Source organism: Veillonella caviae, assembly GCF_003992125.1.
GTDB classification, from domain to species: domain Bacteria; phylum Bacillota; class Negativicutes; order Veillonellales; family Veillonellaceae; genus Veillonella; species Veillonella caviae.
In genome coordinates this window covers 66,121-90,071 of the sequence record NZ_RQUY01000001.1, presented here as the reverse complement: position 1 = coordinate 90,071, position 23,951 = coordinate 66,121, and the positions used below count along the sequence as shown (strand labels likewise).

General features: G+C 35.6%; 14 protein-coding genes and 1 tRNA gene. All 15 read right to left on the bottom strand.

Features of this window, described 5'->3' with window-relative positions; genetic code table 11:
• Entirely contained in the window at positions 1 to 1,098 is a 1,098-nt protein-coding gene (locus EO120_RS00475) for an N-acetylmuramoyl-L-alanine amidase family protein (RefSeq protein ID WP_127133544.1), read from the bottom strand.
• Positions 1,099 to 1,263: 165 nt separating this feature from the next.
• Positions 1,264 to 2,190 carry a ComEC/Rec2 family competence protein gene (locus EO120_RS00470; RefSeq protein ID WP_127133543.1) on the bottom strand — a complete coding sequence of 309 codons (927 nt, stop codon included), beginning with the start codon at positions 2,188 to 2,190 and terminating at the stop codon, positions 1,264 to 1,266.
• A 3-nt stretch (positions 2,191 to 2,193) separates the two neighbouring features.
• Complete coding sequence (locus EO120_RS00465) at positions 2,194 to 3,753, bottom strand: NAD(P)H-hydrate dehydratase (protein WP_127133542.1); 1,560 nt, start codon at positions 3,751 to 3,753, stop codon at positions 2,194 to 2,196.
• Position 3,754: 1 nt separating this feature from the next.
• Positions 3,755 to 4,126, bottom strand: a complete 372-nt coding sequence (acpS, locus tag EO120_RS00460; RefSeq protein ID WP_127133541.1) for a holo-ACP synthase — start codon at positions 4,124 to 4,126, stop codon at positions 3,755 to 3,757.
• A 206-nt stretch (positions 4,127 to 4,332) separates the two neighbouring features.
• A tRNA-Leu gene (locus EO120_RS00455) sits at positions 4,333 to 4,416 on the bottom strand.
• A gap of 126 nt (positions 4,417 to 4,542) precedes the next feature.
• The gene (locus tag EO120_RS00450) at positions 4,543 to 5,088 is read right to left on the bottom strand and encodes an NUDIX hydrolase (protein ID WP_127133540.1); all 546 of its coding nucleotides are present in this window, start codon (positions 5,086 to 5,088) and stop codon (positions 4,543 to 4,545) included.
• A gap of 198 nt (positions 5,089 to 5,286) precedes the next feature.
• Positions 5,287 to 6,033 (bottom strand): hypothetical protein, encoded by a 747-nt coding sequence (locus EO120_RS00445; RefSeq protein WP_127133539.1) that lies wholly within the window; start codon positions 6,031 to 6,033, stop codon positions 5,287 to 5,289.
• An 18-nt stretch (positions 6,034 to 6,051) separates the two neighbouring features.
• The gene (locus tag EO120_RS00440) at positions 6,052 to 14,043 is read right to left on the bottom strand and encodes a YadA-like family protein (protein WP_127133538.1); all 7,992 of its coding nucleotides are present in this window, start codon (positions 14,041 to 14,043) and stop codon (positions 6,052 to 6,054) included.
• A 649-nt stretch (positions 14,044 to 14,692) separates the two neighbouring features.
• On the bottom strand, positions 14,693 to 16,297 hold the full coding sequence (locus tag EO120_RS00435; protein WP_127133537.1) for a DUF2828 family protein: 1,605 nt from the start codon (positions 16,295 to 16,297) through the stop codon (positions 14,693 to 14,695).
• A gap of 471 nt (positions 16,298 to 16,768) precedes the next feature.
• Entirely contained in the window at positions 16,769 to 17,158 is a 390-nt protein-coding gene (locus EO120_RS00430) for a hypothetical protein (RefSeq protein ID WP_127133536.1), read from the bottom strand.
• 148 nt (positions 17,159 to 17,306) lie between these two features.
• Positions 17,307 to 19,022 carry a nuclease-related domain-containing DEAD/DEAH box helicase gene (locus tag EO120_RS00425; protein ID WP_127133535.1) on the bottom strand — a complete coding sequence of 572 codons (1,716 nt, stop codon included), beginning with the start codon at positions 19,020 to 19,022 and terminating at the stop codon, positions 17,307 to 17,309.
• Positions 19,023 to 19,029: 7 nt separating this feature from the next.
• Positions 19,030 to 19,209, bottom strand: a complete 180-nt coding sequence (locus EO120_RS00420) for a hypothetical protein (RefSeq protein ID WP_127133534.1) — start codon at positions 19,207 to 19,209, stop codon at positions 19,030 to 19,032.
• A gap of 12 nt (positions 19,210 to 19,221) precedes the next feature.
• Positions 19,222 to 21,027 (bottom strand): GTPase, encoded by a 1,806-nt coding sequence (locus EO120_RS00415; protein ID WP_127133533.1) that lies wholly within the window; start codon positions 21,025 to 21,027, stop codon positions 19,222 to 19,224.
• A 10-nt stretch (positions 21,028 to 21,037) separates the two neighbouring features.
• A complete protein-coding gene (locus EO120_RS00410; protein WP_127133532.1) occupies positions 21,038 to 22,795 on the bottom strand; it encodes a B12-binding domain-containing radical SAM protein in 1,758 nt (585 codons plus the stop codon).
• The gene (locus EO120_RS00405; protein ID WP_127133531.1) at positions 22,782 to 23,948 is read right to left on the bottom strand and encodes a radical SAM/SPASM domain-containing protein; all 1,167 of its coding nucleotides are present in this window, start codon (positions 23,946 to 23,948) and stop codon (positions 22,782 to 22,784) included. Before EO120_RS00405 ends, EO120_RS00410 begins: the two co-directional genes overlap by 14 nt.
• Between the last annotated feature and the right edge of the window lie 3 nt (positions 23,949 to 23,951).

Here is a 23,951-nt window from a genome sequence, read left to right as displayed (position 1 = left end):
TTAACCTCCAAAGTAATTAACTATGCCATTAGCAATACGATTCGCAAAATCTTGCTCCGTTTGAGGATTTTTTAATGCACTTTCTTCTCGTGGATTAGAAATAAAACCTAATTCAACGAGAACAGCAGGCATATTCGAATGTCTCAATACATACAAGTTGCCTTCTTGAATACCTCGATCACCATTAAATCCAGGCGTATTAGCAATTTGGCTTTGAATTTTTTGCGCTAATCGTGCATCATGACTGGTTTTGCTGTAATAATATGTAGCAATACCACCTACATTAGGATTATTAAACGCATTGATATGAACACTAATGAAAGCATCTGAATTATTGCGATTAGCCACGTTTACGCGAGCCCCCAATTCATCTACACCACTTGCATTAGGGCCATACACATCTACATCAGTAGTACGGGTCATATAAACCTTAGCACCATACGCTTCCAAAGCGGATTTCAAATACAAAGAAATCGGCAATGTAGCTTGTTTTTCTTGATATCCACTAGGTCCTATAGCACCTGGATCACTACCGCCATGACCTGGGTCAATGGTAATAACCTTACCTTTTAACCCACCAGAAACGGCATATGTACCGCTACCATAACTTTTATTAGACGCTGGCAATGTTGCAGGAGAAGGTTTCTTTCCATAATTTTTTGGTTTTGGATCTACACCTTTTTTCTGCACATCTACAACAATACGATACGGCTTTTTATTAACCGTATCTTTTTTTAAAGAAAATACTTTTAAATCCTTTGTATCTAATGCAGACGGGGTTTTAATAGTAACCTTTACATCTTTACCATCTTGTACTAATTGAGCAGAGCTGGCGATGGATGAATCCATGCTAATATTATTTTTAGATGTTGCTAACTTAGTTTTTTTCAATGTTATAGTTGTAGTTTTTCCATCTTTACTGATGGAAGCAGCTGCTTTCACAGGCGCAGACAAATCCATAACCATACGTACATATGGTATAGGTGCATCTGTTCTCGTCACCCAACGAGCATCCTGTAAATCAGCAGCCTTTGCTTGGCTCAACAGCAGGGGGACCGCCATAAGAAAAGCAAAGCAAATAAAAAATAGTTTACGCAATACATTCACTCCAATCTAACTGACATACATTTAGTCCAAATCACAGAGATGAATCGATGACATCGTCAAAGTTTCATCGTTAAATCTATCTATAAACTAATATTAAATTATAGATAGATTATTTCATACAAACATGAAAATATGTATACCGATTATACATATCTATCATCGTTCTGTAGAAATTTGCCATTCATTCCCATCCGTACTTATATGAATACGTCCCATCGTATCCGTACGATAAATGGCAATATTATTCTCCTGTAAACGACGCAATGTCGCATCATGAGGATGTCCATATTTATTATACAAGCCACTAGAAATTAATGCACTCTCGGGTTTAACGGACTTCAAAAAATCTTCTGAGCTACTTGTGCGAGATCCATGATGTCCAACCTTGAGTACGCGAGCAAACAATTTACTATTCTGCTCTTTTATGAGTCGTTTTTCTTCTTGTCCCTCTGCATCACCAGTAAACAACATAGAAAATTTACCAAATATAAATTTACCTACAATCGAATTATTATTTAAATCAAGGCTACCATTCTTATCCATCATTCTATCTTCCCATGGAGCATATACGACAAATACAGCACCATGACCGAAGTCTACAACGTCCCCTTGTTTTAAAGTGCTACGAGGAATTTTATTTTTTTCAATCCATCGTTCGTATGTCTTGTACATATTATTATCTACATCAATGCCGTCATCATATATATGTTCTATAGGAAATGCTTTAGTAATGGCCAAGAATCCCCCCATATGATCCGCATGAGGGTGGGTAATAATAACATTTTTTAACTTAGTAACCCCCATCGTCTTGAGTTGGGCTACAATATTTTCCCGATGCTCAATATCACCTGTATCAATCATGCTATACTCATCACCTATTTTGAGTAATATAGCATCACCTTGACCTATATCAAGCATATAAATATCTGCATGTCCTTCTGCATTCGTCTGCTTCGTGTCTATCGAGTAAGAAGCAGCCTGTTGAACCGCCTTAGTTACATCTGCTTGTGAACAGCCTGTAACAAGTAATAAAGGGATTAATAGAGCTATTAATACTAGCCATAATCGTTGCATTCTTTTCATATATTACCCTTCCAAAATTTCTTTAATAACAGCACCAATATGTAAGCTAACATCACTAGGTGTATAGCCCCATGTTTTATCTTCACTGAGTATATCAGCACTGCGGCTATGCACATAAACACCTAATAATGAGGCATCTAATAATGAATACCCTTGACTGACAAAGGCCGTAATAATACCTGTTAACGCATCACCCATACCGCCAGTGCCCATACCTGCATTGCCAAGAGTATTTATATAAATCTGTCCATTTGGTAAAGCCACTACGGTAGGAATGCCCTTTAAAACAAGCACTACATCATGAGCTTTGCTAAAAGCAGATGCAAGAGCAATATAATGTTTCTCAATAAAAGAACTAGATTTTCCGATTAAACGACCAAATTCACCTATATGTGGTGTCATAATACAATGGTTAAATCTCCTAGTACCTTCATAATGGATAATAGAATCAACATCCTTACTTACAGAACCAATAGTCCCTAGTGCATATAAACCATCTGCATCGATAATAATCGGGCCTTTTCTTTCCCCTATAATATGATTAACTAAACGATTCACATCCTCGGTGCGGCCTAAACCAGGTCCAATAGCCAATGCATCATACATATCATAATTAATTTCCTCATTATGAGATTGAACCATTACTTCCGGAATCACCTTTGCCTGTACACTTGTCTGTACCTCTACAGGTACGGACAAAGATACCTTGCCTGCTCCAGTATGTACAGATGCTTCAGCACTAATAATAGGGGCTCCAATCATATGTTTAGAACCACCAATAATCAAAGTACTACCATTAACACCTTTATGAGCCAATGGAGAACGGTCATGCAAAATGGTTTCTACTAGTTCTCTATCCAATGTAAAATGCTGTGTATCAAAAGGAGCATTGTTTAGAGCTATGCGCCAGTCAATACCTAAAGGAGCTACTATAACGGTGCCTGCCATTTCCTTTCCAGGATATAGTAATAATCCTTCTTTGATAGCACCAAAGGTGACACAATAATCATAGGCTAATGTATGAGGTGATACTTGTCCTGTAGTGGCATCGGTACCTGCTGGAACATCAATAGCCCATAAATCAAAATCGTATTGTGTCTTTTCCACATCGATACGATGTAATACATCTGCCATCGGTTCTCGTATAGAACCCGTAAAACCAGTCCCCATTAAACCTTCTACGACAACCGCTACTTGTGACCAATCATCAAAATCGTAAAAATCAACAATATCTATATTAATAGATCTGACAATATCTAATTGTTGTTTAAACAACGCACTGCCTCGTTTTGTATCGCCTACAATAGCAATGCTAACAGGAATACCTAATTCTTTTAAATGACGTGCTGCTACTAATCCATCACCGCCATTATTGCCAACCCCACAAATACATAATACGCGTTTATCTAGCCTGCCTTCACCAATGCATTGTTGTTCCGCTTGAAAAATTGCATCTGCTATACCGCGGCCCGCATTTTCCATTAATAAAGCTAACGGTATATAAAAATGTGATGGCACATATTCATCTATATACTGAGATGCTTCTCTTGTTAATACATGCATGTCATTCTCCCTTTATAATCACGGTACTCATCGCATAGCGTTCACAATGGCTAATAGAAATAATAATATCCTGTAACTGTTGTTGTTTCATAATATCTAAAAATGTGGAACGCAGTGTGACTACAGGTGCGCCTAATGCAGTGTGAGTAATTTCTATGTCTTGCCAAGACCCATATCTAAGTCCTGTACCTAAAGCTTTTAATACTGCTTCTTTAGCAGCATACATACCTGCATAAGACTGAAACCGCCCTTTCTTCTTGCTTTCACAATACTCAATTTCAGCAGGTGTAAATACACGTTTAAGAAATGTATCGGATTTTTCTATGGCTCGCTGAATACGATGTATTTCAATAATATCGGTACCTAATTTCATACTATGCCTCACTACATAATTTATCTTACTATTATACTAAATTTTAATGAACTGCGCAGTCATAACATGATTCACACTATAATAGCTACGTTTTCATTTACTGCTACATATAAATCCATAGTGACTGTAAAAATCCTAAAATCCTAAAAAACAAAAAAGGTGATAAGAATTAATCTTATCACCCTTGTAAGCATAACGCTTATATTTGGTGCCGGAGGTGGGACTTGAACCCACACGGTGTTACCCGCTTGATTTTGAGTCAAGTGCGTCTGCCATTCCGCCACTCCGGCATCTCGGAACATTTGTTATTATATCGGAATCCTAGACAAGTGTCAACAGAAAATTTATATTTCTATCAAAATATTTTTTAAAATGCCAAATATTATAACACATTCCCACAAAGATATGCTTTGCAGCTACGCTTTTACGGATTTGAGATATGGCAATGCAAGCATGATGGCAGCTAAAGATTTACTATCTTTAATACTTTCATTTTTGAAAGCATCCATCAGTTCATCCAATGTATAATACTCTAATTCTACATATTCATCTGGATCCCAATTGGTTTCTCCCATGGTAAGACCTGTTGCTAAATAGAGATGTAATGTTTCATTACAAAATCCAGGACTAGTAGCAATCACCCCTAATGGTGTCCATTCAGTAGCACGATAACCAGTTTCTTCCGCAAGTTCCCGTTTAGCACACTCTAATGGATTTTCACCAATATCGAGTTTACCTGCAGGAATTTCCAATAATGGTTGATGCAAGGCATAACGAAATTGTCGTTCCATAACGATTTTATTATCTTCTGTAACAGCCACAATAGCAGTAGCACCCGGATGATGCACTACTTCGCGCCATGCATCATTGCCGTTTACATCGGCAATATCATAGGTTACCTTAATTAATTTACCATCAAACTTCATCTCTGAAGATTTTGTGATTTCTGTGCTAATTGACATGTTGATACTCCTTCTTATCATTCATATTTTCTATATAAGAAAGTGCCTACCTCAATAGGCGCTTTTCTAATCCCTTTATTGGTTAACATAATAACCGCTCTTATTATACACTACATCAAGGAGAAATAAAAAATAGGACGGGATCAATCCGTCCTATTTTCTATTTTGTTACAGCCACTCAAAAGAAAAAATTAAATATTATTTTTGTATGTCTCTCTTTAAATTGACTTCTTTATTAACTGGTGTAGATGGTTCTCGATTCATCCGTTCTTTTATTGTTTGTTTCGTCGCAAACCAAACGGTCTGATTGACATAGTAACGCAATTCATCGTTTTGCACAGTGGATTGTGTTTTTTCCATAATCGAAATCATCCGTGTTTCTACTTCATTAACAAAGTCTGCTCCTACTAGACCACTTTGCTCCACTTCATATATGGAATTACTCATGGTATCAGCCATAGTACGTAATACATTAAAGCCATAGCTATTGGTATACTTATCGGTACCTTGATTATGTGCGCCTGGATATGTGAAGTAGCGGTATTCATTGTCATTTTCATTCTCACCATTCCAATTATGGGATCGTTCGTAGAAATGAACACGACCTAACAAATGATTTTCTAACAAGGCTGCATAGGAATGACGATGATTCTTCATCTTATCTTCCTTTGTAATTTCTAGCCAAGCTAAATCCTCTTTTGTCAGTTCGCCAGATTGACGATGACTTTCAGCTAAAGCTACCGCCGCTCTTGCATTCGACCATTGCTGTGCAAATTGGTGAATCATGTCTGCCGTTTCAGGTCGCACAGCTTGCATCAAGTAATCGTTAGTACCAACCACTGCCGTAGCAGGGTTGGCTTCTAACAATACATCACGTTCAGCCATGGCAGTTGGCATACATAATGAAAGTAATATAGCTGTTACTAATACTGTATATTGTTTCATATCTATGTCACTCCTCTCTTACATACCCAATTTAGCCATTAATGCATCAATTTGCATTTGCAATTTTTCAATACGATCTTCTTGTGTAGCTAATTTAGAGTCTTGTTCTGCCAATTTATCCTTTTGTACTTTATTTTCAGATAACAATAAGGCATTTTGAGCTTTCACTGCAGACATTTCGTCTTGCATTACATAGACAGAACTAATTGGGCCCGCTTTGTAACGATCAGGAATCGCAGTTTCTTCATCACGAGAACCGAATTTCCAAGTGACACCAACATTATACATATTGTCATGAGCGCCTACAGATACACCAGCATGGAACATTGTAGATTCATTTTTATAATGTGCCACACCCATTGCTACCGCATGAGAGCCTTTATATCCGCCAGCACCAATCATCACTTGTGTTGGTTCCATTGGATCATATTGCATTGGTTTTAACGCTGCCATTGCCGCTGCATTAGCACCAGCGTCTGCAACTGCACCACGCACTCCATCAATTTGACGATTCACATTTTGTTGGATTACATTTGCTGCTTCCACTACTTGTTCTTCCGTAGCAGATCTACCAGAACCATCTGCGAATCCTTCATAGTTAATCGTTTTGTTAGTTAAGCCACTAACTGTACCAGTATTACCATTAATAGTAACGGGTGCACCATTAGTAGTATCACCAATAGTTACTTTATTAGCTAAATCAACTTTTACTTTTGCTCCAGTTGATGTGCCAGTGACAGATACTGTCGTATTATTACCATTTACAAAATCAACAGAATTTGCGTCACTATTGATTTCTTTTACATTGGAACCATTATTATCAATTTTCCAAGAACCCTTACTATTCTTCACGGCCTCATTTAATTGATTTACGTTAACAGCATCATTACCATTCACACCAGCCGCCACATTAGTAATTGTTTGTCCACCGGCATCAATACCTGTTTTAGTGACAGAAGGACCATTATTGATAGTTATACCATCTGTAGATACAGTTGTATCACCTGCTGTGAAAGTATTCGCCGACACAGAATCAAGGCCTGTTAATTCTTTGGCTAATTTCACAACAAGCTTAGCATTATCACCATCTTGTGTTGCTACAACGCCGATATTACTATCAGTTAACGCTTTACCAGCACTTTCACCAACAATTTTAGTTGTTTTGTTCAATTTAGTAGATACTGTACCAATATCACCAGCATATTTAATGCCATCATTCATAGTCGCCACTTTTTGTGAACTACCATCTTTATCGGTATAAATAATACGGCTTGTACCATTATCACCATTGACTCCAACATCATCAGATCCAGTAGAAATCGTTGTTGTTTTACCGTCAGAACCAGCTAAACCAATAGAACCATTTTTGCCATTTAATACAACACTAGATCCATCTTTACCATTAACAGCAACAGTACCATCAGTACCATTAGCACCTGCTTTACCAGCTGTAATTGTGTTAACTGCTAAATCTTTTCCCATTGTAACAATTACATCAGTACCATTAACAGATGTGGAAATGTTTTGTCCATCACCTTTAAGACCGACTGTTTTATCAAAGGTATTAGTAGCACTATTACCATCATCAGCCGTTAAACCAAATGTTTTCTTAGCCAATTCATTAGTTACTGTATCACCAGCAATACGTTTTACATCACCTATATTAGCCGCATTTGTATTAGTATCTCCACCACTAGCTACATTAGTAATTTGGTTATTACCATTATTAAGGCCATCTTTAGTTAATGTAACATCATTAACACCATTTTTAATCGTCACACCTGCACCATTGACAATTGTCGTATTGCCAGCTGCATTTTTTGTTGTAATAGTGTCACCATTAATTGTCGTTTTATTACCCGCTGTATCAGTTGTCGTAATGTTACCAGCTGTTACTTCTGTTTTATCACCTGCCGCATTCGTAATTGTGTTACCTGCGCCATTCATTACATTCGTATCACCTGCTGCATTAGTTGTCGTAATGTTACCGGCTGTTACTTCTGTTTTATCACCTACCGCATTCGCAATTGTATTACCTGCGCCATTCATTACATTCGTATTACCCGCTGCATCAGTTGTCGTTACACTAGTTAAGCCAGTAATATCTTTAGCTAATTGAAGTTTTAAAGAACCATTTGCATCGCCAGTAACACCAATATTATTATCAGATAATGTACCTGTAGCACCACCAACAACACTTAAAGTTTCACCTAACTCGCGTGTAACTGTTACTGCTGTATTATCACCTTGGTATTTTGTACCAGTCTTGACAATAGTATCACCAGCTTTTTGAACCGCAGCTTTCACATCACCAATATTTGCTGCATTGGTATTATCTGCATCTGTGTTAGTAACATTACCAGACGCTACATTAGTAATGGTATTACCACCGTTATTTAAGCCACCTGATGTAACACTTACCGTTTTATTGCCATCTGTTGTAGTTAAACCAGTTTGGGATAATGTAATTGTGCTGTTACCATCTTTTACTGTGACACCGCCATTATTAACAACAGTATTTCCGGTTGTAACAGATCCATCATTGCCTAAGTTAATATTTTTCGCTAACTGAACAATCAAAGAATTTTCATCGTTGTACTTCACACCGATATTATTCTTTGTCACATCGGTAGCACCGCCTAAGATGTTTAATTGTTGATTTAATTTTCTCGTTACTGTGTTAGTCGCATTATCATCGCCACCGAACAATAAACCATCTTCCAACGTAGCACCTTGTTGAGTGTGCGTAGAACCATCAGGATTAGTAGTCGTATATGTCACTCGATTAATAATGTCTCCATTTACATTTCTATCGCCTTCTTTAATCGTGATGGTATTGGTAGTATCACCATTTTTAAACATAATGGAGTCACCAGAAATAGTGGTATTATTTGTTGTATTACCTGCTGTGACTGTTGTATACGATGCATTAGCTGTGGTAGCAATTTTAATAGCACCATTGTCAGATGTTAATTCGATGTTATGACCAGATACAAAATTAGCACTATTATTATCTTTTGTTAATGTTTTCACATCAGTACCATCGATTTGAGTTTTTATTTCTTGAATCGCTGTATCAGCTTTCATCAAACTGTCTTTCGAGGCTTGACTCAAATCCACTTTATAATCAGTTACATTATTAGTATCTGCAATACCTGCTTTTACTGTAACCGCTGTACTACCAGCAGATGCGGTTGTACCTTTTGCATTAACCGTATATATTGTGGCTTTTGTTTCTGAATCTTCTGTTGTCGTCACATTAACTACATTCGTACCTGCTGCTACTTTAGACAACTGACCTACTGTAGCTACATCACCAGGATTGATACCTGGTGTCACATTAGTAATCGTAGCGCCACCAAAGTTGACCGTATTACTTGTCGGACTTGTTGTATCGCCTACTGTAATTTTCGTGCCGCCATTGGAAATCGATGTAATACCTGTTAAATCTTTATTTAAATTGTACGTTACATCAATGCCAGAGCCATCTGCTTTCACAGTCGTATCAGCCGTTGTATTAGTACCATTCACAAAGTTTACTACATCAGTATCTTGGATACTGCCCGATTTAATAGCATCAGTTGAGCCATTACTTGTAGCTGTAAAACTACTCATGGTACCTAAACCACTTAAATCTGCACTAACTGTATATATATCATTGCCAGCTGAACCAGCTGTTTTCACAACATTTACATTATCACCAGCTTTTACCTCTGTTTTAGCTGTTGCCACCGTAGTATTCAATTGTTTTACATTCACAGCATCAGTACCGGCTACACCTGGTGCCACGTTGGTGATTTTGTCACCACCTACATCTAATCCATCTGCATTACTTGTCAATGTCGTTGTATTACTACCAGATCCAATAACAACAGTACCACCTGTAATAGTTTTGGACATCACACTATTTAAACCAGTTAAATCTTTTGCTAACGCTACTTTAATGCCACCATGCTCTGGTGTTAATTCAATATTATCTCCAGTAATAAAGTTAACTGCATTATCTGTTTTTGTTACTGTTTTTACATCAGTACCATCGATTTGAGTTTTTATTTCTTGAATCGCTGTGTCAGCTTTTGTCAAGCTATCTTTCGAGGATTGACTCAAATCCACTTTATAATCAGTTACATTATTCGTATTTTTAACACCAGGTGTCACTGTTACAGCCTCAGAACCAGATACAGTTGTGCCATCTGCATTAATGGTATACGTCGTTGTAGATGTGCCATCTGCATTCTTCACAGTTTGACTTTCCACGCTCGATACATTCGTACCCTTTGTAATCGCTACTGATTTATTAGCAATATTACTGATGACTGTGTTCCCTGCATTGGTAATGTTAGACAAATTCGTATCGGCTAAACCGGATCCATTAATCGTAATGCCCTCTTCAGTAGCTGTTGTAGTAATACCATTGGTACCTGTTACTGCAATGGAGGAACCTAATGCTTTTAAGCCTGTACTACCAGAATTACCAGTAAAGGTTAACCCATCTGTTTTAGACGCAATATCTTTGATGGTAACAGTCTGTGTCTCACCAGCATTATTTGCTACCGTTAACGTTACACTTCCATCTGCTGCTACAGAATAAGAACCATCTGCCGCATTATTTGGATTTTTCACTAATTTAAAATCTTTATTGGCCGCATTAGTTGCTGCTGTGTCTGTAACCTTAGTAATCGTATTGGTTAAGTCAATAGCTACCTCGCTACCATCATTACGAGTTAAGGTAACTGTTTTGCCATCGGTAGACGGTGTTGCAGATACTACGTAATTATTAGCTAAACCAGTGATACTAGCAGTTGTACCGTCATTGTTAGTAATCGTACCTGTACCTGCTCCAGTTGTATCATAAGATACGGTACCACTAGTAACTATAGTATTTTTTAAACCTGTGACTGTCGCTGTTAGCCCATTAGTACCAGTTAATGTGGCTGTGCCGCTACCATCTCGGTTGTATGTTGCTGTACCTGCTGTTACGTATTTATCTGTATCAGTTGTAACAACATTATCTGCTGTATTAACAGTAATAACATTATTTGTTTGAGCAACCGAAATATTTTTACCACCAGCAATGGTTACTGTACTACCTGGAGTTACCAATGCAGTTACTCCTGCCGTTGAAGTTGTACCATCAGTTGTTGTGATAGTTGCTCCGTCTGTCTTAACAGATAAATCATAATTTGTATGCCCATCTTGCTCTATGCTCGGTATAATAGATACGGTGTTATTCTTTGATGTTACCGTTGTCTTTGCTGCCGTAGTATCTGAACTTACAGTAGATACTGCAGCTTTTAATTGTGCCACATTAACAGCATCCGAATCAGCAGAACCTGCAGCTACATTAATAATTTGGCGTTTTACAGTATCAGACCCAACACTAACTGCACCAGTAGTGCCAATAGTGGACTGGATTGCTGATTTCTGTGCTTCAGTTGCAGTAGAAGGAATATACGGATTTCTAGTTACATCTGTCACTCCATTACCGCCGTTTTGACGATCAGACACGCTATTTGATCCAATAGCTACTCCTCCATCAGTCGTAGAGCTTGCATTTGTACCAATTACAGTTGAATACTCTCTAGTTGCTGTAGCACCAGAACCAATCACAGTTGCATATTGGCTAGTATTTGAAGCAGTCGCATTATGCCCTATTACGGTTTGATCAGTTTGATTGCCTAAACCTTTTGCACCATACCCTATAATAGTTCCATAATTAGCAGTAGCATTTGCATTAGATCCAATCACAGTTTCACCAATCTGATTATGCAATGCTTTCGTATTATAACCAATCGCAATTGATTGAGTTCCTGTAGCTTCTGAACTATCACCAATTGCTATAGGAGATCCTTCGCCACCATTAGAATTAGTAGTTATTGCTTTTTTACCAATTGCCACACCACCATTAGTGTTAGCAACGGATGCATTCGAACCAATAGCAATACCATCTGACACAGTGGCTGATGTTACATTAGCGCCGAAACCAATAGCAATAGATGAACCATTAGTCGCATCCGAGTAACTCCCTGTGCCTAATACAATGCTATTAGAGCCTTTATTAACCTTTGCACCACTACCAATTGCTATATTTTCTTTCATTCCAGAGTCTTTTGCACTTAATGCACTATCACCGATAGCAATACTTTTTTCCCCATAGGCCTTCGCAGATGTGCCTATAGCCAAAGTACTAACTCCATTTCCTACCGAAGAATTACCGATTGCAATTACATTTTCCGTTGCTCCATTACCCGTTTCATAGTTTGCATCACCAGTAACTACACCATTACCAATCGCAATAGCACCTTCTCCACGAACTTTGACATTATTCCCCATAATATGAGAATTATCAGATGTACTATTTCCACTATTTCCTTGAGATAATACATTATTATTACCAACAATCGTAGAGTTATCATCTGGAATGGTATTATCATTACCTAAACTATAAGAATTTGTTCCGGTAATAGTAGTAGGATCACCAATAGCTCCAGAACCAGCTCCAGTTACTTTATTTCCTGTACCGATTGAGATTGAGTTTTTTGCAGTTGCTTGTGCATTAGTACCTATAGAAATCGCATTCTCATTAGAAGCAATGGCATTATCTCCAATAGCTGCAGAAGATGTGCCAGAAGCCAATGTTGCATTACCAATAGCAACAGCTTGTATCCCAGTCGCTGTTGCATCATTGCCTATACTAGTCGATTTTATATTTTGAGCTGTGGCATTATGTCCAACCGCCGTAGAGTTTAAACTTTTTGCACGAGCAAATGCACCTACTGCGGTAGCTTCTTTTGCAGCTGTAACAATAGGAGTATCAAGTACACCATTTGCATCATCCCCAGCTGTAGCGGATACCCCAATTGCAGTAGATCCATCACTTAATGATTGGCTATGAACACCGATGGTAACCGCTCCAACGCCAGTAGCTACAGATGGACGATACGCATAGTTGAACTGATTGCTAGAATTTTTCTTAAAATAACCAACAGCTGTAGTTTGAGTATAGATATATGGATCATTTACCTTAGATTTATCTTTGTCTGCACTATACCCAGTATCATCGCCTCCAATAGAAATAGAGCCAAAACCAGAAGCAACTGTATCATTCCCAATAGCTGTCGATTGTTCTGCTTTTGCTTGTGCAGCCGCACCTAAAGCAACGGATTGACGGCCTATTGCAGATGAAGCCGAACCAATTGACGTAGCTCCTTGTGTATAACCACTCAATTGTGTAGTACTTTGTGAATTAGAAGTCGCTGCATATCCAATACTGATTGAACTGGCTCCAGTTGCCGAACTGTTACTTCCTAAAGCTATGGAAAAAGAATCATTTGCCTTAGCCCCGTTAAAAGTGCTACCTTGAATGTTTGCATTTGAGCCTAGAGATATTGAACCAACTCCATTAGCAGCTGATTGAGAACCTAATGATATGGAATTTTGTCCACCAGCCTTACTTGAAGATCCTAAAGAAATCGCGTCTATTGCACTTGCAGTTGAATTATATCCAATCGCAACAGCACCAGTTGCGCTAGGAACAATAGCACCATCGCCATCTGTACCAGCTTCTGCCCATGTACCAATAGCCAAAGAATCGTTAGTACTAGACTTTGAACTTTCTCCTATAGCAATCGACCGATATCCTGTTGCAGTTGCTAATGAAGTTCCTCTAATATTGCCACTAACTGTAACAGCATTGTTCTCTTGTCGCCCAATTAAAACATACTCATCAGGATTTGTTGTTGCATATCCATATTTGTCCACATACTCTCCAGCTGAATTCGTTTTATATACTGATATACGTCCATTAGAGTTTATCGCTATTGTTGCTTTTGATTCATCTATGGGAATTCCTATTATACTAACAGCTAATGCAACTATAAAAGATTTAGCCAAAAATTTTCCTGTATTCACCATTATCGATTTTTGTTTTCCCTGATTTTTTGCTGTTTCAGGAGCAACATCATAAGAATTTTTATTTTTATTCCAAATAACTTTATATATCTTATTCATAACTAATCTTTAAGTGATATATATATCACTCAATCTCCTTTCTAAAAATAATACTTTTGACCCGGAGTAAAAGATTACTAACTGTTAAATAATCTTTTCATTCTATTAATATAATAATGATAATTAATTTATAGTAATGTAATATAGTTTATGCAAACTATTTTCAATTAATAAAAAGAGAACCAATCTTCTTTATGATTAAGTTACCAAGCTAAATCAGAAAGAAAATTGGTTCTCTATTTTTAATGATAACATAACCATAGTCGATACTCCTCAAGTCGCAACAGCCTATTTCAAAACAAGTTATCACTACTATATAACTATTCATTACTATCCCACTTTGCTATTATAGTTATAAGTATCACATTAATAACTATAGGACGGGTCCATTTTATAATTTTATTATACATTTTGTCCCCCCCCCGTCAACATTTGTTCATACGTAATATACACCTTAAAGCTTATAGGACAAAATATATTTTTCTTTTAATTCCAATCTTTAAAAGGTACTTTGTCATATTTTAAATATGGTTGTCAAAGCAACTTCCTTTTACCATTAGGAGGTTCATTCCTTTTTATAGGAAATGTTTATCTCCACCCAGTTGAACTGGGGGATTAGTCATGCCTATTCAGCAAACATAAAAAACACTCAAGCCCCTATGGCTTGAGTGTCAAATAGAGTATCTATAATGCTGAATTTTTTATCTAATTCAGCTTTGAGAGCTTTTTCCGGATCTAGCTCTTGACTAAGAACCATATCCACAATAAGTCGTGAAAATCCCGATACAAGAATGACGCCTGTTGGATGTTTTTGTAAAGGAATGGTATTGTGTGCAACGCTAGAAACATTCCAAAAAATAAGACGTGGCATAGTGTAACCTGCATTAATAAATTTATTCTGACAAGTTTCAATAACCGTTTCATTATTTCTATGTGCTATAGCTTGATCGAACTGCATATCTGAAATTACCAGAATACATTTAGGTAAATCCTCTTGCAACGCATTTGCTTTCACAGCTGTATCCAATATTAAATCAAAAGTTTGTTCAATATCAGTATTGCTACAATCACCATGACGATGCAAATGATGTAGTTTGGATTTTAAAGTCTCACATTTAGAAATATCTACTACTTGCGGTTGTGAACTAAAGGTAATGAATTTATTTTTGAAAGCTTCACTTTGATTATGCTGGGCACAGTACAAAGTAATAGAGTCTGCTATATCTTGAGCTGTTAAACTACTATTAGCAGATATATGACAAGACATAGATCCAGAACCATCACGAATAACAAGCATTTCATTATATATATCAGGGGCCGGTTGAGCACTCCACAAAGCTTCTAATGTTTCATCTACAGTGTAAGTACTTAACCAACCATACTCGCGATTTGCCAGATACGCATGCACAATGTCATACAAAAACATAGACCTAGCATTAATCTTATTATCCTTTCTTCTCAAGGATTTTAAATAAGCACTACGCCTCTCTTTATCATGTTTGATGAAAGCGTTGCGATACTTAATGTTCGCCTTAGATGGAACATGGCTATAGTCAATAGCTTTCCACTGATTAAGAGAAACTTTACGCTCTACTAAGTCTAAATGTTTACGTAACATAGATAATGTTTTGCGATATTCGCGAGGACTAAGGCCGAGCAAAGTTTGTAAATGAGCCGCCTCAGAACATGCTTGTGTAGAAGAGGTGTTATTAGATGGCATCCATTTCGCCAATAGGCTAATGGAATCATTCAACCTAGCGCCAAGGACATCACGACGAAGTTGATTTCGAATAACCTCGCCAAGGCCATCGCGCAATACATCGCTAGTAGTATCAAAATAAATGCGCAACACATCATCCCAACGACCATAGTTCCACAACTCAGTACCGATGATAAACTGCAACGCCACATCAGGATGCATATCCCCTAATTTGGTAAGAATCATGCGGAATAAGTCTCTTTCCCCTAAACCGAGATGAATATGACGAACATACATCATCCATTTCAAGGTATACATAGGATCCTCTGTGAAAGCTTTCACAAATAGGCGCAAAGCATCAACAGCATCTAGGCATTCACCGTGGTAACGAGTGTAACCAGTCGTTTTTCTATAATGATGAACGGCAGCATCACGCAATGACGGTACAGAGAAATTGAGATCCAACAACGCAGATCCAGATGTACGGTACGCAGTAGAATCATTTTCAGTATACGTTTTTTCATTGTTTGTTAATACGTTCATAAATGTATTCATAGTATATTCCTCCATAAATAACAAAACCGCCACGGTTTATCAACAAGAAATTTTAATAATAAAATGACTAAGATAACCATGAGCGGTTATAAATATGAGTTCAAGACAATTACTAACCCTGTAGGGCTAAGGCCAACTAGACACCATTTCATGTACACCAAACGCTAAGGCGAATGGCTCATCCCAAATTAGATAACCATAAGAATTAAAGATTGCTGCTTGTGTCTACCTTATGAATCGTTCATGAACGTTCAACCTATGAAATTAGCTAGATTCTATATATTCATCAAATTTACTATATAAAAATTGCTGTTAGAACCTAAGTCTATCTGTTCTGTGTGGTTGTTACCACCTGATGATGTTATTATATTACACGCATCCGTGTGTGTCAACAACAAAATTATGTTTTTTAAAAATTTTTCTGTAAAACTATGAATAACAGGAAACTAACTACTAACTATTTACAAAGGTTTATGAATTAAAAATATCTATCAATACATTCCAACCTTGATGAACACTATATAAAACTAATCCTATACCAATCACGAGTATAGGAATCGCATATGTTACAAATTGGCGTTCTATCACCTTATGTTTCTTTTGTGAATCTAATTGTAGAAATCTAAATATATACAATATATATGAGGTATACACAATATATACAAGGTCTAAAATAATTGTAGCCATATTTAATGCTGTATGTAAATGCCAAAGATTATAAACCAAGGTTAAAACCAAAGTACCAAGAGCTATATAGAAAAAATCAACAACAGAAAAACCTTTAGGCGAAATTAAATATTTCAATTTAGCAAGTTGATATTTTGAATACACATTATTTTTGCTATCTTTCATCAAAAACATAAATACCTCCTGTATGACAATAAAGTATGACAATCAAGCTATACTTATAGTATACAGGAGGCAATGAGGTAAATTTGACGCATTTATTATATAATTTATTACATATAAAATATTATGAACAAATAGCTTTAGAAGTATAAGTAGAATCCTAAAGAGGATCTAATCCAAATACCTCTAACAACTCGTTCTTGCCGCTATTAGGATTATTCTCACCTGTAAGCGCTTGAATTACACGAGAATATGCTTCATCATGAACAGAATCGTAAAAAGCTAATTGTAAATACGTATTAGCACGAGACGCCCCTACATAGACAAGGCGTTTGTGTAATTCATCATCTAATTTATTCACAACCACATCAATGAGGAGTACAGCCTTAGCCTCAAGGTCTTTAAATTTACGCACTGATGTAAATAACACATGGTTCTTCTTAGGCTCTATACTAATAGGTACACTATTAATATCCATATCTACATGAAGCATACTGTTTTTCACACTCGTAGTTGTGAGAATAACAATATCCTCGTACTTTAATTTATCTTGCATCATGCGAGAAACAAAATTTCTCACAATACTCTGTAGTTCATTGATATTTTCATAAAAACACCCAACAGGCTTAATTCCGGCTAGCTCATTAATATAAACATCTTTCTTAATGGAATCCACCGTAGTCCCAACAGTACGTGCAATATCCGCTGTATTTCGGCAATTTTTATATAAAACGAGGCGACAGTCACCATAAGTATCTAACCAATGCGTTGATTGATGCATCATAATATATTGATTTTTATCGTAGAATACATAATAATGTCCATCTAACATATCTACCAATATAGAAATGTGCTCTAAAATATCCGCTGGTATATCTTGACCTTCATCAATAACCACATGCTGATAAGACCATGCAGTATCATCATAGTCCTGTTGAAAATACTCTCTAAATCGAGGAATAATTTCACTAATATCATAGTTAGATTCTGGCATCAACTCTTCTGCCAATGATCGAATGTTGTGGAATGTTATATGTTCAGTCGCATAGTATTCCTTAACATAAGCTAATAAAAATTCATTAAAGCATAAGTATAAGACGGACTTGCCTTCAGCAGCCAACATCTTTGCTTTTTCAATAGCAAGCATGGTTTTTCCCGTACCAGCAGGGCCATGAATAACAGCTGTCGGTTGCTCACGAAGGAACTCTAAAATCGAAGCTTGTTGCTTGGTCATCTGAATATAGTTTCGAGTAGTTACTAACGCTGTGCTAGCAACCGATTCAACAATATCAAAGGTTGGCATCAATGTATTCACAACTTGCTGAAATTCATGATTAGATAATTCACCATAACGATAGCCTAAATTATCTTTCCAATATGTGAAAGCCCTATCTAACGATTTTACAGGATTAGTTAAACACTCTACATCTAAAATAACATCTTGATTAGCTTCCAGCGGCAGACGTATTTTATCATGAATGGCTACAGAAGGGAACCATGCAGCACGACCTATAACAGGCAATTGTACTTTACAGTGTTTTCTTAAATAATTCTGTATACGAAACTGACTTTCTGCAGCCTGTCCTAAGGGATCTATTATTTTTTCTTCTTTTGTATTTCGATTTGTTTGTATCCAATTTCCATTGCGATAGGAAATCCCACCGGCCTTCACTTCTATAGATAGGATGCCTTTTTTGGGATGTAAAATAACAAAATCTGCTTCTCCTTCACTTCTTCGTTGGTTTAGCTCACCTAACCAGCGATAAGAGTGAAAGATAACATATTCATTACTCAATGTAGAGAGCGCCTCATAAACGAGACGCTCTCCTTCGCTACCATGAAAACTATGTACAATTGTTGGGTAGAATTTTGCCATAATATACTTACTTTTCCACTACAGATATAATTTCAACACCATGTAAACTATTCGCATATCGAGCTTTAACTTGATTTCTGGCATCACACATAGTCGATGCAGTTACCATTGTACTATTTACACTATTACGAGATGTTGAGTTTGGATCTGATTTAACTCTGAATTTTACTTGATATCGTTTGGACACATTAATTACCTCTTAATTATTGGCTCTCAAAGAAACACTCAACTGTTCATATCTATTATATACATTTTGAATGACAGAAGTAACCCCATCATATTGTTCTTTTGTATTTTTAGATAAAGCAAGTTTATTGCCATAAATTTTTTCATAATTGCCAATCACATCATCAATTACTTGGGTAATTTCTTTTTGAATTTCTGTAGATATATTATCAAATGCATATTCTAACTTAGAATGAAGTTCCACTCTTGCCTCTTTTAAAGCTTGTTGAAATCGTCTTTCTGCTTCATTTTTTGCATCAATTTCTGCTTGAAGTTCTTTTTCACTTTTTCCACTGCCAAGTAATTTTGCGAATAAGCCCCCTATAACAAGTATTGGAGCTAAATATGGGGCTACTGTAGAGAGAGTAGTAGCTACTACCGTTCCAGCTGAAGCTAATGCGCCACCTACACTAGTAGAAAGTATTGCAGTACCCAAAGAAGTTTTCGCCAATGCAGCAGCTATAGCTGTACCAGCTTCTACAACACCAGTTACCTCAACAGCCTGTAGACCTAAACCGGTCGCAACTATAGGAATTATAGATTTATCCTTATTGAACGATTCTAAAAGCTGCTGACTAGTATTTAACATTTCACGCAAATTAGCCAATTCTGTACTGCTATCAAGTACATTTACTTCATTTTTATTTGGCATAACAAAATCTGAATGTTTGCTATCTATTTCAAATGTTTTAATTTTGTCTTCCAATTCTCTAATGACATTACTAATGTCTTCAAAAATATTCTCATTAGCATCATAAATTTCTTCTTGAAGTTCTTTTGAAATCATTATAGACAAATTTTCTAAATGCTTATTGATAATCTCACTAACTTGGTTTTCATTTTCTCTATGTTCCCAAATATCAGATTCAACTACAGGAAGTAATTTATTGATTTGTACTTTAATAAATTCACGCATATTATTTTTTAGTGAATTTTTAGTACTTCTAATTTGATTTAAAAGATCATTTAAAGAGATAAGCTCAGATTCATTGTTATATCTTTCAATATAGCTTTGTAAAGAACTCAGTTGATTTAATATGTCCAGAACAGCATTATTAATAACAAAATAATTATTCGTTTTTCTTAGCTCAGATAAAATAACATGCTTCAACTCAATAATATTACTTTTTTTAATAAATGCTTCTTTTCCCTTAATGCGACCAGATTTAGCACGCTGAGCATTAACGGTAATGATAATAAAATCTTCACTATTAATACCATTGGATTTCATATTATATTTAACTTTAGAAACAATTTGTTCTAATGCTTCATCGTTTGTTCCCATATCGCCATTTTTATCATTCAAAATAATAATAGCTTTTTTGCCCAAATCAATGATTCGTTTTAAACATTTATAATTCTCATCCTTTTCAGTAGATCCAGTAGATGACATTACAAATAAAACTATATCAGCTTTTCTTAAATGCTCATTCGTAACATTTTGATGTTCGATTGGCGCACCCACTCCTGGTGTATCTGCTATGGTATAGCCATTCCACTCATACTCATTAATAGAGTCAGTTTCTGGTTTATCATTAACAGTAGCTGCATCTCTACCTAGTAATTCATTTATAATACTACTTTTACCAGCATTAAAAATACCATAAACCATGATATATGGTTTTACATTATCTAGTTTTTCACTATATATAAATTTGATTTTTTCAATATAGTTATTTATAGTACTATCTGATGTACAATAAGTGTTTAATCCCTCCAATAATTCAGTTTTATTATTTTCTAAAATGCTTTTATAATCTAATAGCATTTGGCTGCTCATATTTATCCCCCTAATATCTTGAAAATACTAATAAATGTCGCTTTGCTAAAGAAACAATCGCTAATTTTACGTTTTCAATTAACTTTATTTCTGATATTGCATAATTTTGAGATAATTTAACAATAATATCATTAATAGAAAGCTTTCCTAAAGAATAAATGAGTATATCCATTTCAAACTTAGTAATTTCCTGATCAAACAATAGGTACTTCTCACCTTCAATTTTAAGATATTTTGAAAGTTGAACTGTTCGCATCGGATTAATAGTCAAATCATCAATACAGATATCTTCTAAAGCTAAACATTCTTTACTTATAATCATAGAATAATAATTATATATATGGGGCAACTGATTTAAAATATACATCCACCGACTAAAATATTTTGGTTTTTTCGTTTTTAGCCACTTTTCGATTAGTTTTATATCTATTTTATCTTCAAGGAGTAGTTGTTTCATATATTCAGCAATATCATTCTCCATATACTGTATCATACGAACCAATTCCCATTTATCTATCTCATCCGTTTCAATTTGTGGAAAGTCACCGCTAGCCGTATAGAAATCATAATCTATAATATGTAAACCATATGATTCAGGATTATTCGTAATTGTTGTTTCAGGTAAAGGCCAATAAGATACAACACCAATATCCATGACCCCTGGAGCAATAGTTAATAGCTCTTTTGCAAATTCAATATTTTTTTTATGAACTTGCGAATTAAAATAAGCACCAGCCAAAATAATATTACTATAAACTTCGTCTATCCCCTTCTCATAACATTCACGTACAACATAGCGTATTTCATCTAATGTAGAACCTTTACGATACGCATCTAAAACTTCTTGTGTCCCTGCTTCGATACCTAACTGAATACGCTGTCCCCCTGCATCTGCAATGTATTTAATCATTTCTGGGTTTAAAAATAGAGTATGGATATGCCCTTCACAGAACCACTTGAATGGTTTAATTTTTTGTAACTCTTTCAGACCTTCACATAATAGACGTACACGTTCTGATATTAATGTAAAGGTATCATCCGTAAATAAAATATGAAATTCCCGCACATTAGAATGTATTTTAATATATGACTCTATTTCCTGTAAAACACTCTGTACTGAACGAAGTCGAACCTTCCGTGTATGGTGACCTTCATGGCAAAAGCTACAGTGAAATGGACAGCCTCGACCAGTCATAACACTTAGTTCACTATGATTATCACGGGGTACCAAATAACACTCATCATCAATGAAAGGTAATTCATCAAGGTTCTCAATTAATTCCTGTTCCTGATGAATTACAATATCATTATTATTAAAATATGAAATACCTTTAATATCCTCAATACTTCCAGTGCCTTCAATACAAAAATTAGCTAAATCTAAAACAGTAATTTCACCTTCATAACGCACAACAAAATCACATTTTGATTGTATATAGAATTCCTCTTTTAAATTAGTTGCTTGCGGACCTCCCACAATTACAGGTATGCCATATGTATCTTTTATATATTTAGATAAAAAAATAACCTCTGTAACATTCTCATAATCACAGTATAAACCAATCATTTTTACGCCATGATTACTACAGGCTTCGTCTATGAGAGACATACTTTCCATTAATTGACCAGCATAGCTTTGTGCTCTATATCCATTTTGATTTAAAAATGCAGCTAATATAAAAATTCCCAAAAAGCCCCCGAATTGTGGAGATGAATTTAAATAGCGTCTATGAATATTAAAAAACAATATATCATTATCTCTCATCATTTAATCCTTTTAACAGTTTCTTTTTTTCTTCCATTAACATTCTATATCTGCGTTTTCGACTAATCAATGCATCCTTAAGTGCACGTAACCCATCTGTCATAAAGTAATCAATAAGATTTTTATAGCTTTCACAATAATGATATTTTGTATTGATATCTCCATTAGATGCTATAGCATCAATAGTGCATCCACCATGACAATATTCCCAAATATCGCAATTTTTACATACTCCATCACGTAATATAACCTGACGTGCTCTTATCTTATCTACCACATTAGAATTATACAATGACACTAAATCAAATTTGTGAATATTTCCGTATATAAATGTTTTATCCTCATTACTCATACGGCCACAAAAGCCTACGTCACCATTTGGATATAAGGTTATAATATTATATGTACAAGAACCACTGTAAGCACACTCTTTTATTTCTTCTCCCGATAAAATAGATGACATAATTTGCGCTATTGGTTGAATAACAATATTAGAATCATGTTCAAGAGATTGAGTGTACAAATACTTAATAAGATTTGCATAATTATTGTATATGACAACTGATTTAGCTAACTGATAATCTGCTTTGCCAATAGGTACAACAGGCTGAATTTTGAGCGATATCCCTAACTCACAAATAGTATGCCATACTTTTTCATAATCAATGGATTTGTCTGAATTGACTACCATCAATAATGAAACAGGTATATTTTCATTTTTAAGCCGATAAATATTCTGAACAATCGTTTCAAATGAGCCACTACCATCCTTATTAACTCGATACTGATCATGTAATTCTAAATATCCATCTAAGGATATTCCTAAACTAATAGAATACATTTTAAAAATTTTAATCCACTCATCATCTATTAATGTTCCATTAGTTTGCATAGCATAAGAAACATCAAAGCCATCTAATGTGGAATTCGTGAACTCAATAGCTTCCTTTATCCAATCTTTACTAATAATCAGAGGCTCTCCACCATGCCAAATAATATCTGCACGTTGTTGTCCAAGCTTTTGCAAAAGGCTGGGGATTTGTTGAATGAAATGTTTATATGTATGTAATGATAAATATTCTAATGTTCGTATTCCTTCACTACAATAAGTACAGCTTAAATTACAGGCAGATGTAACCTTAATAATAAACTGCATACA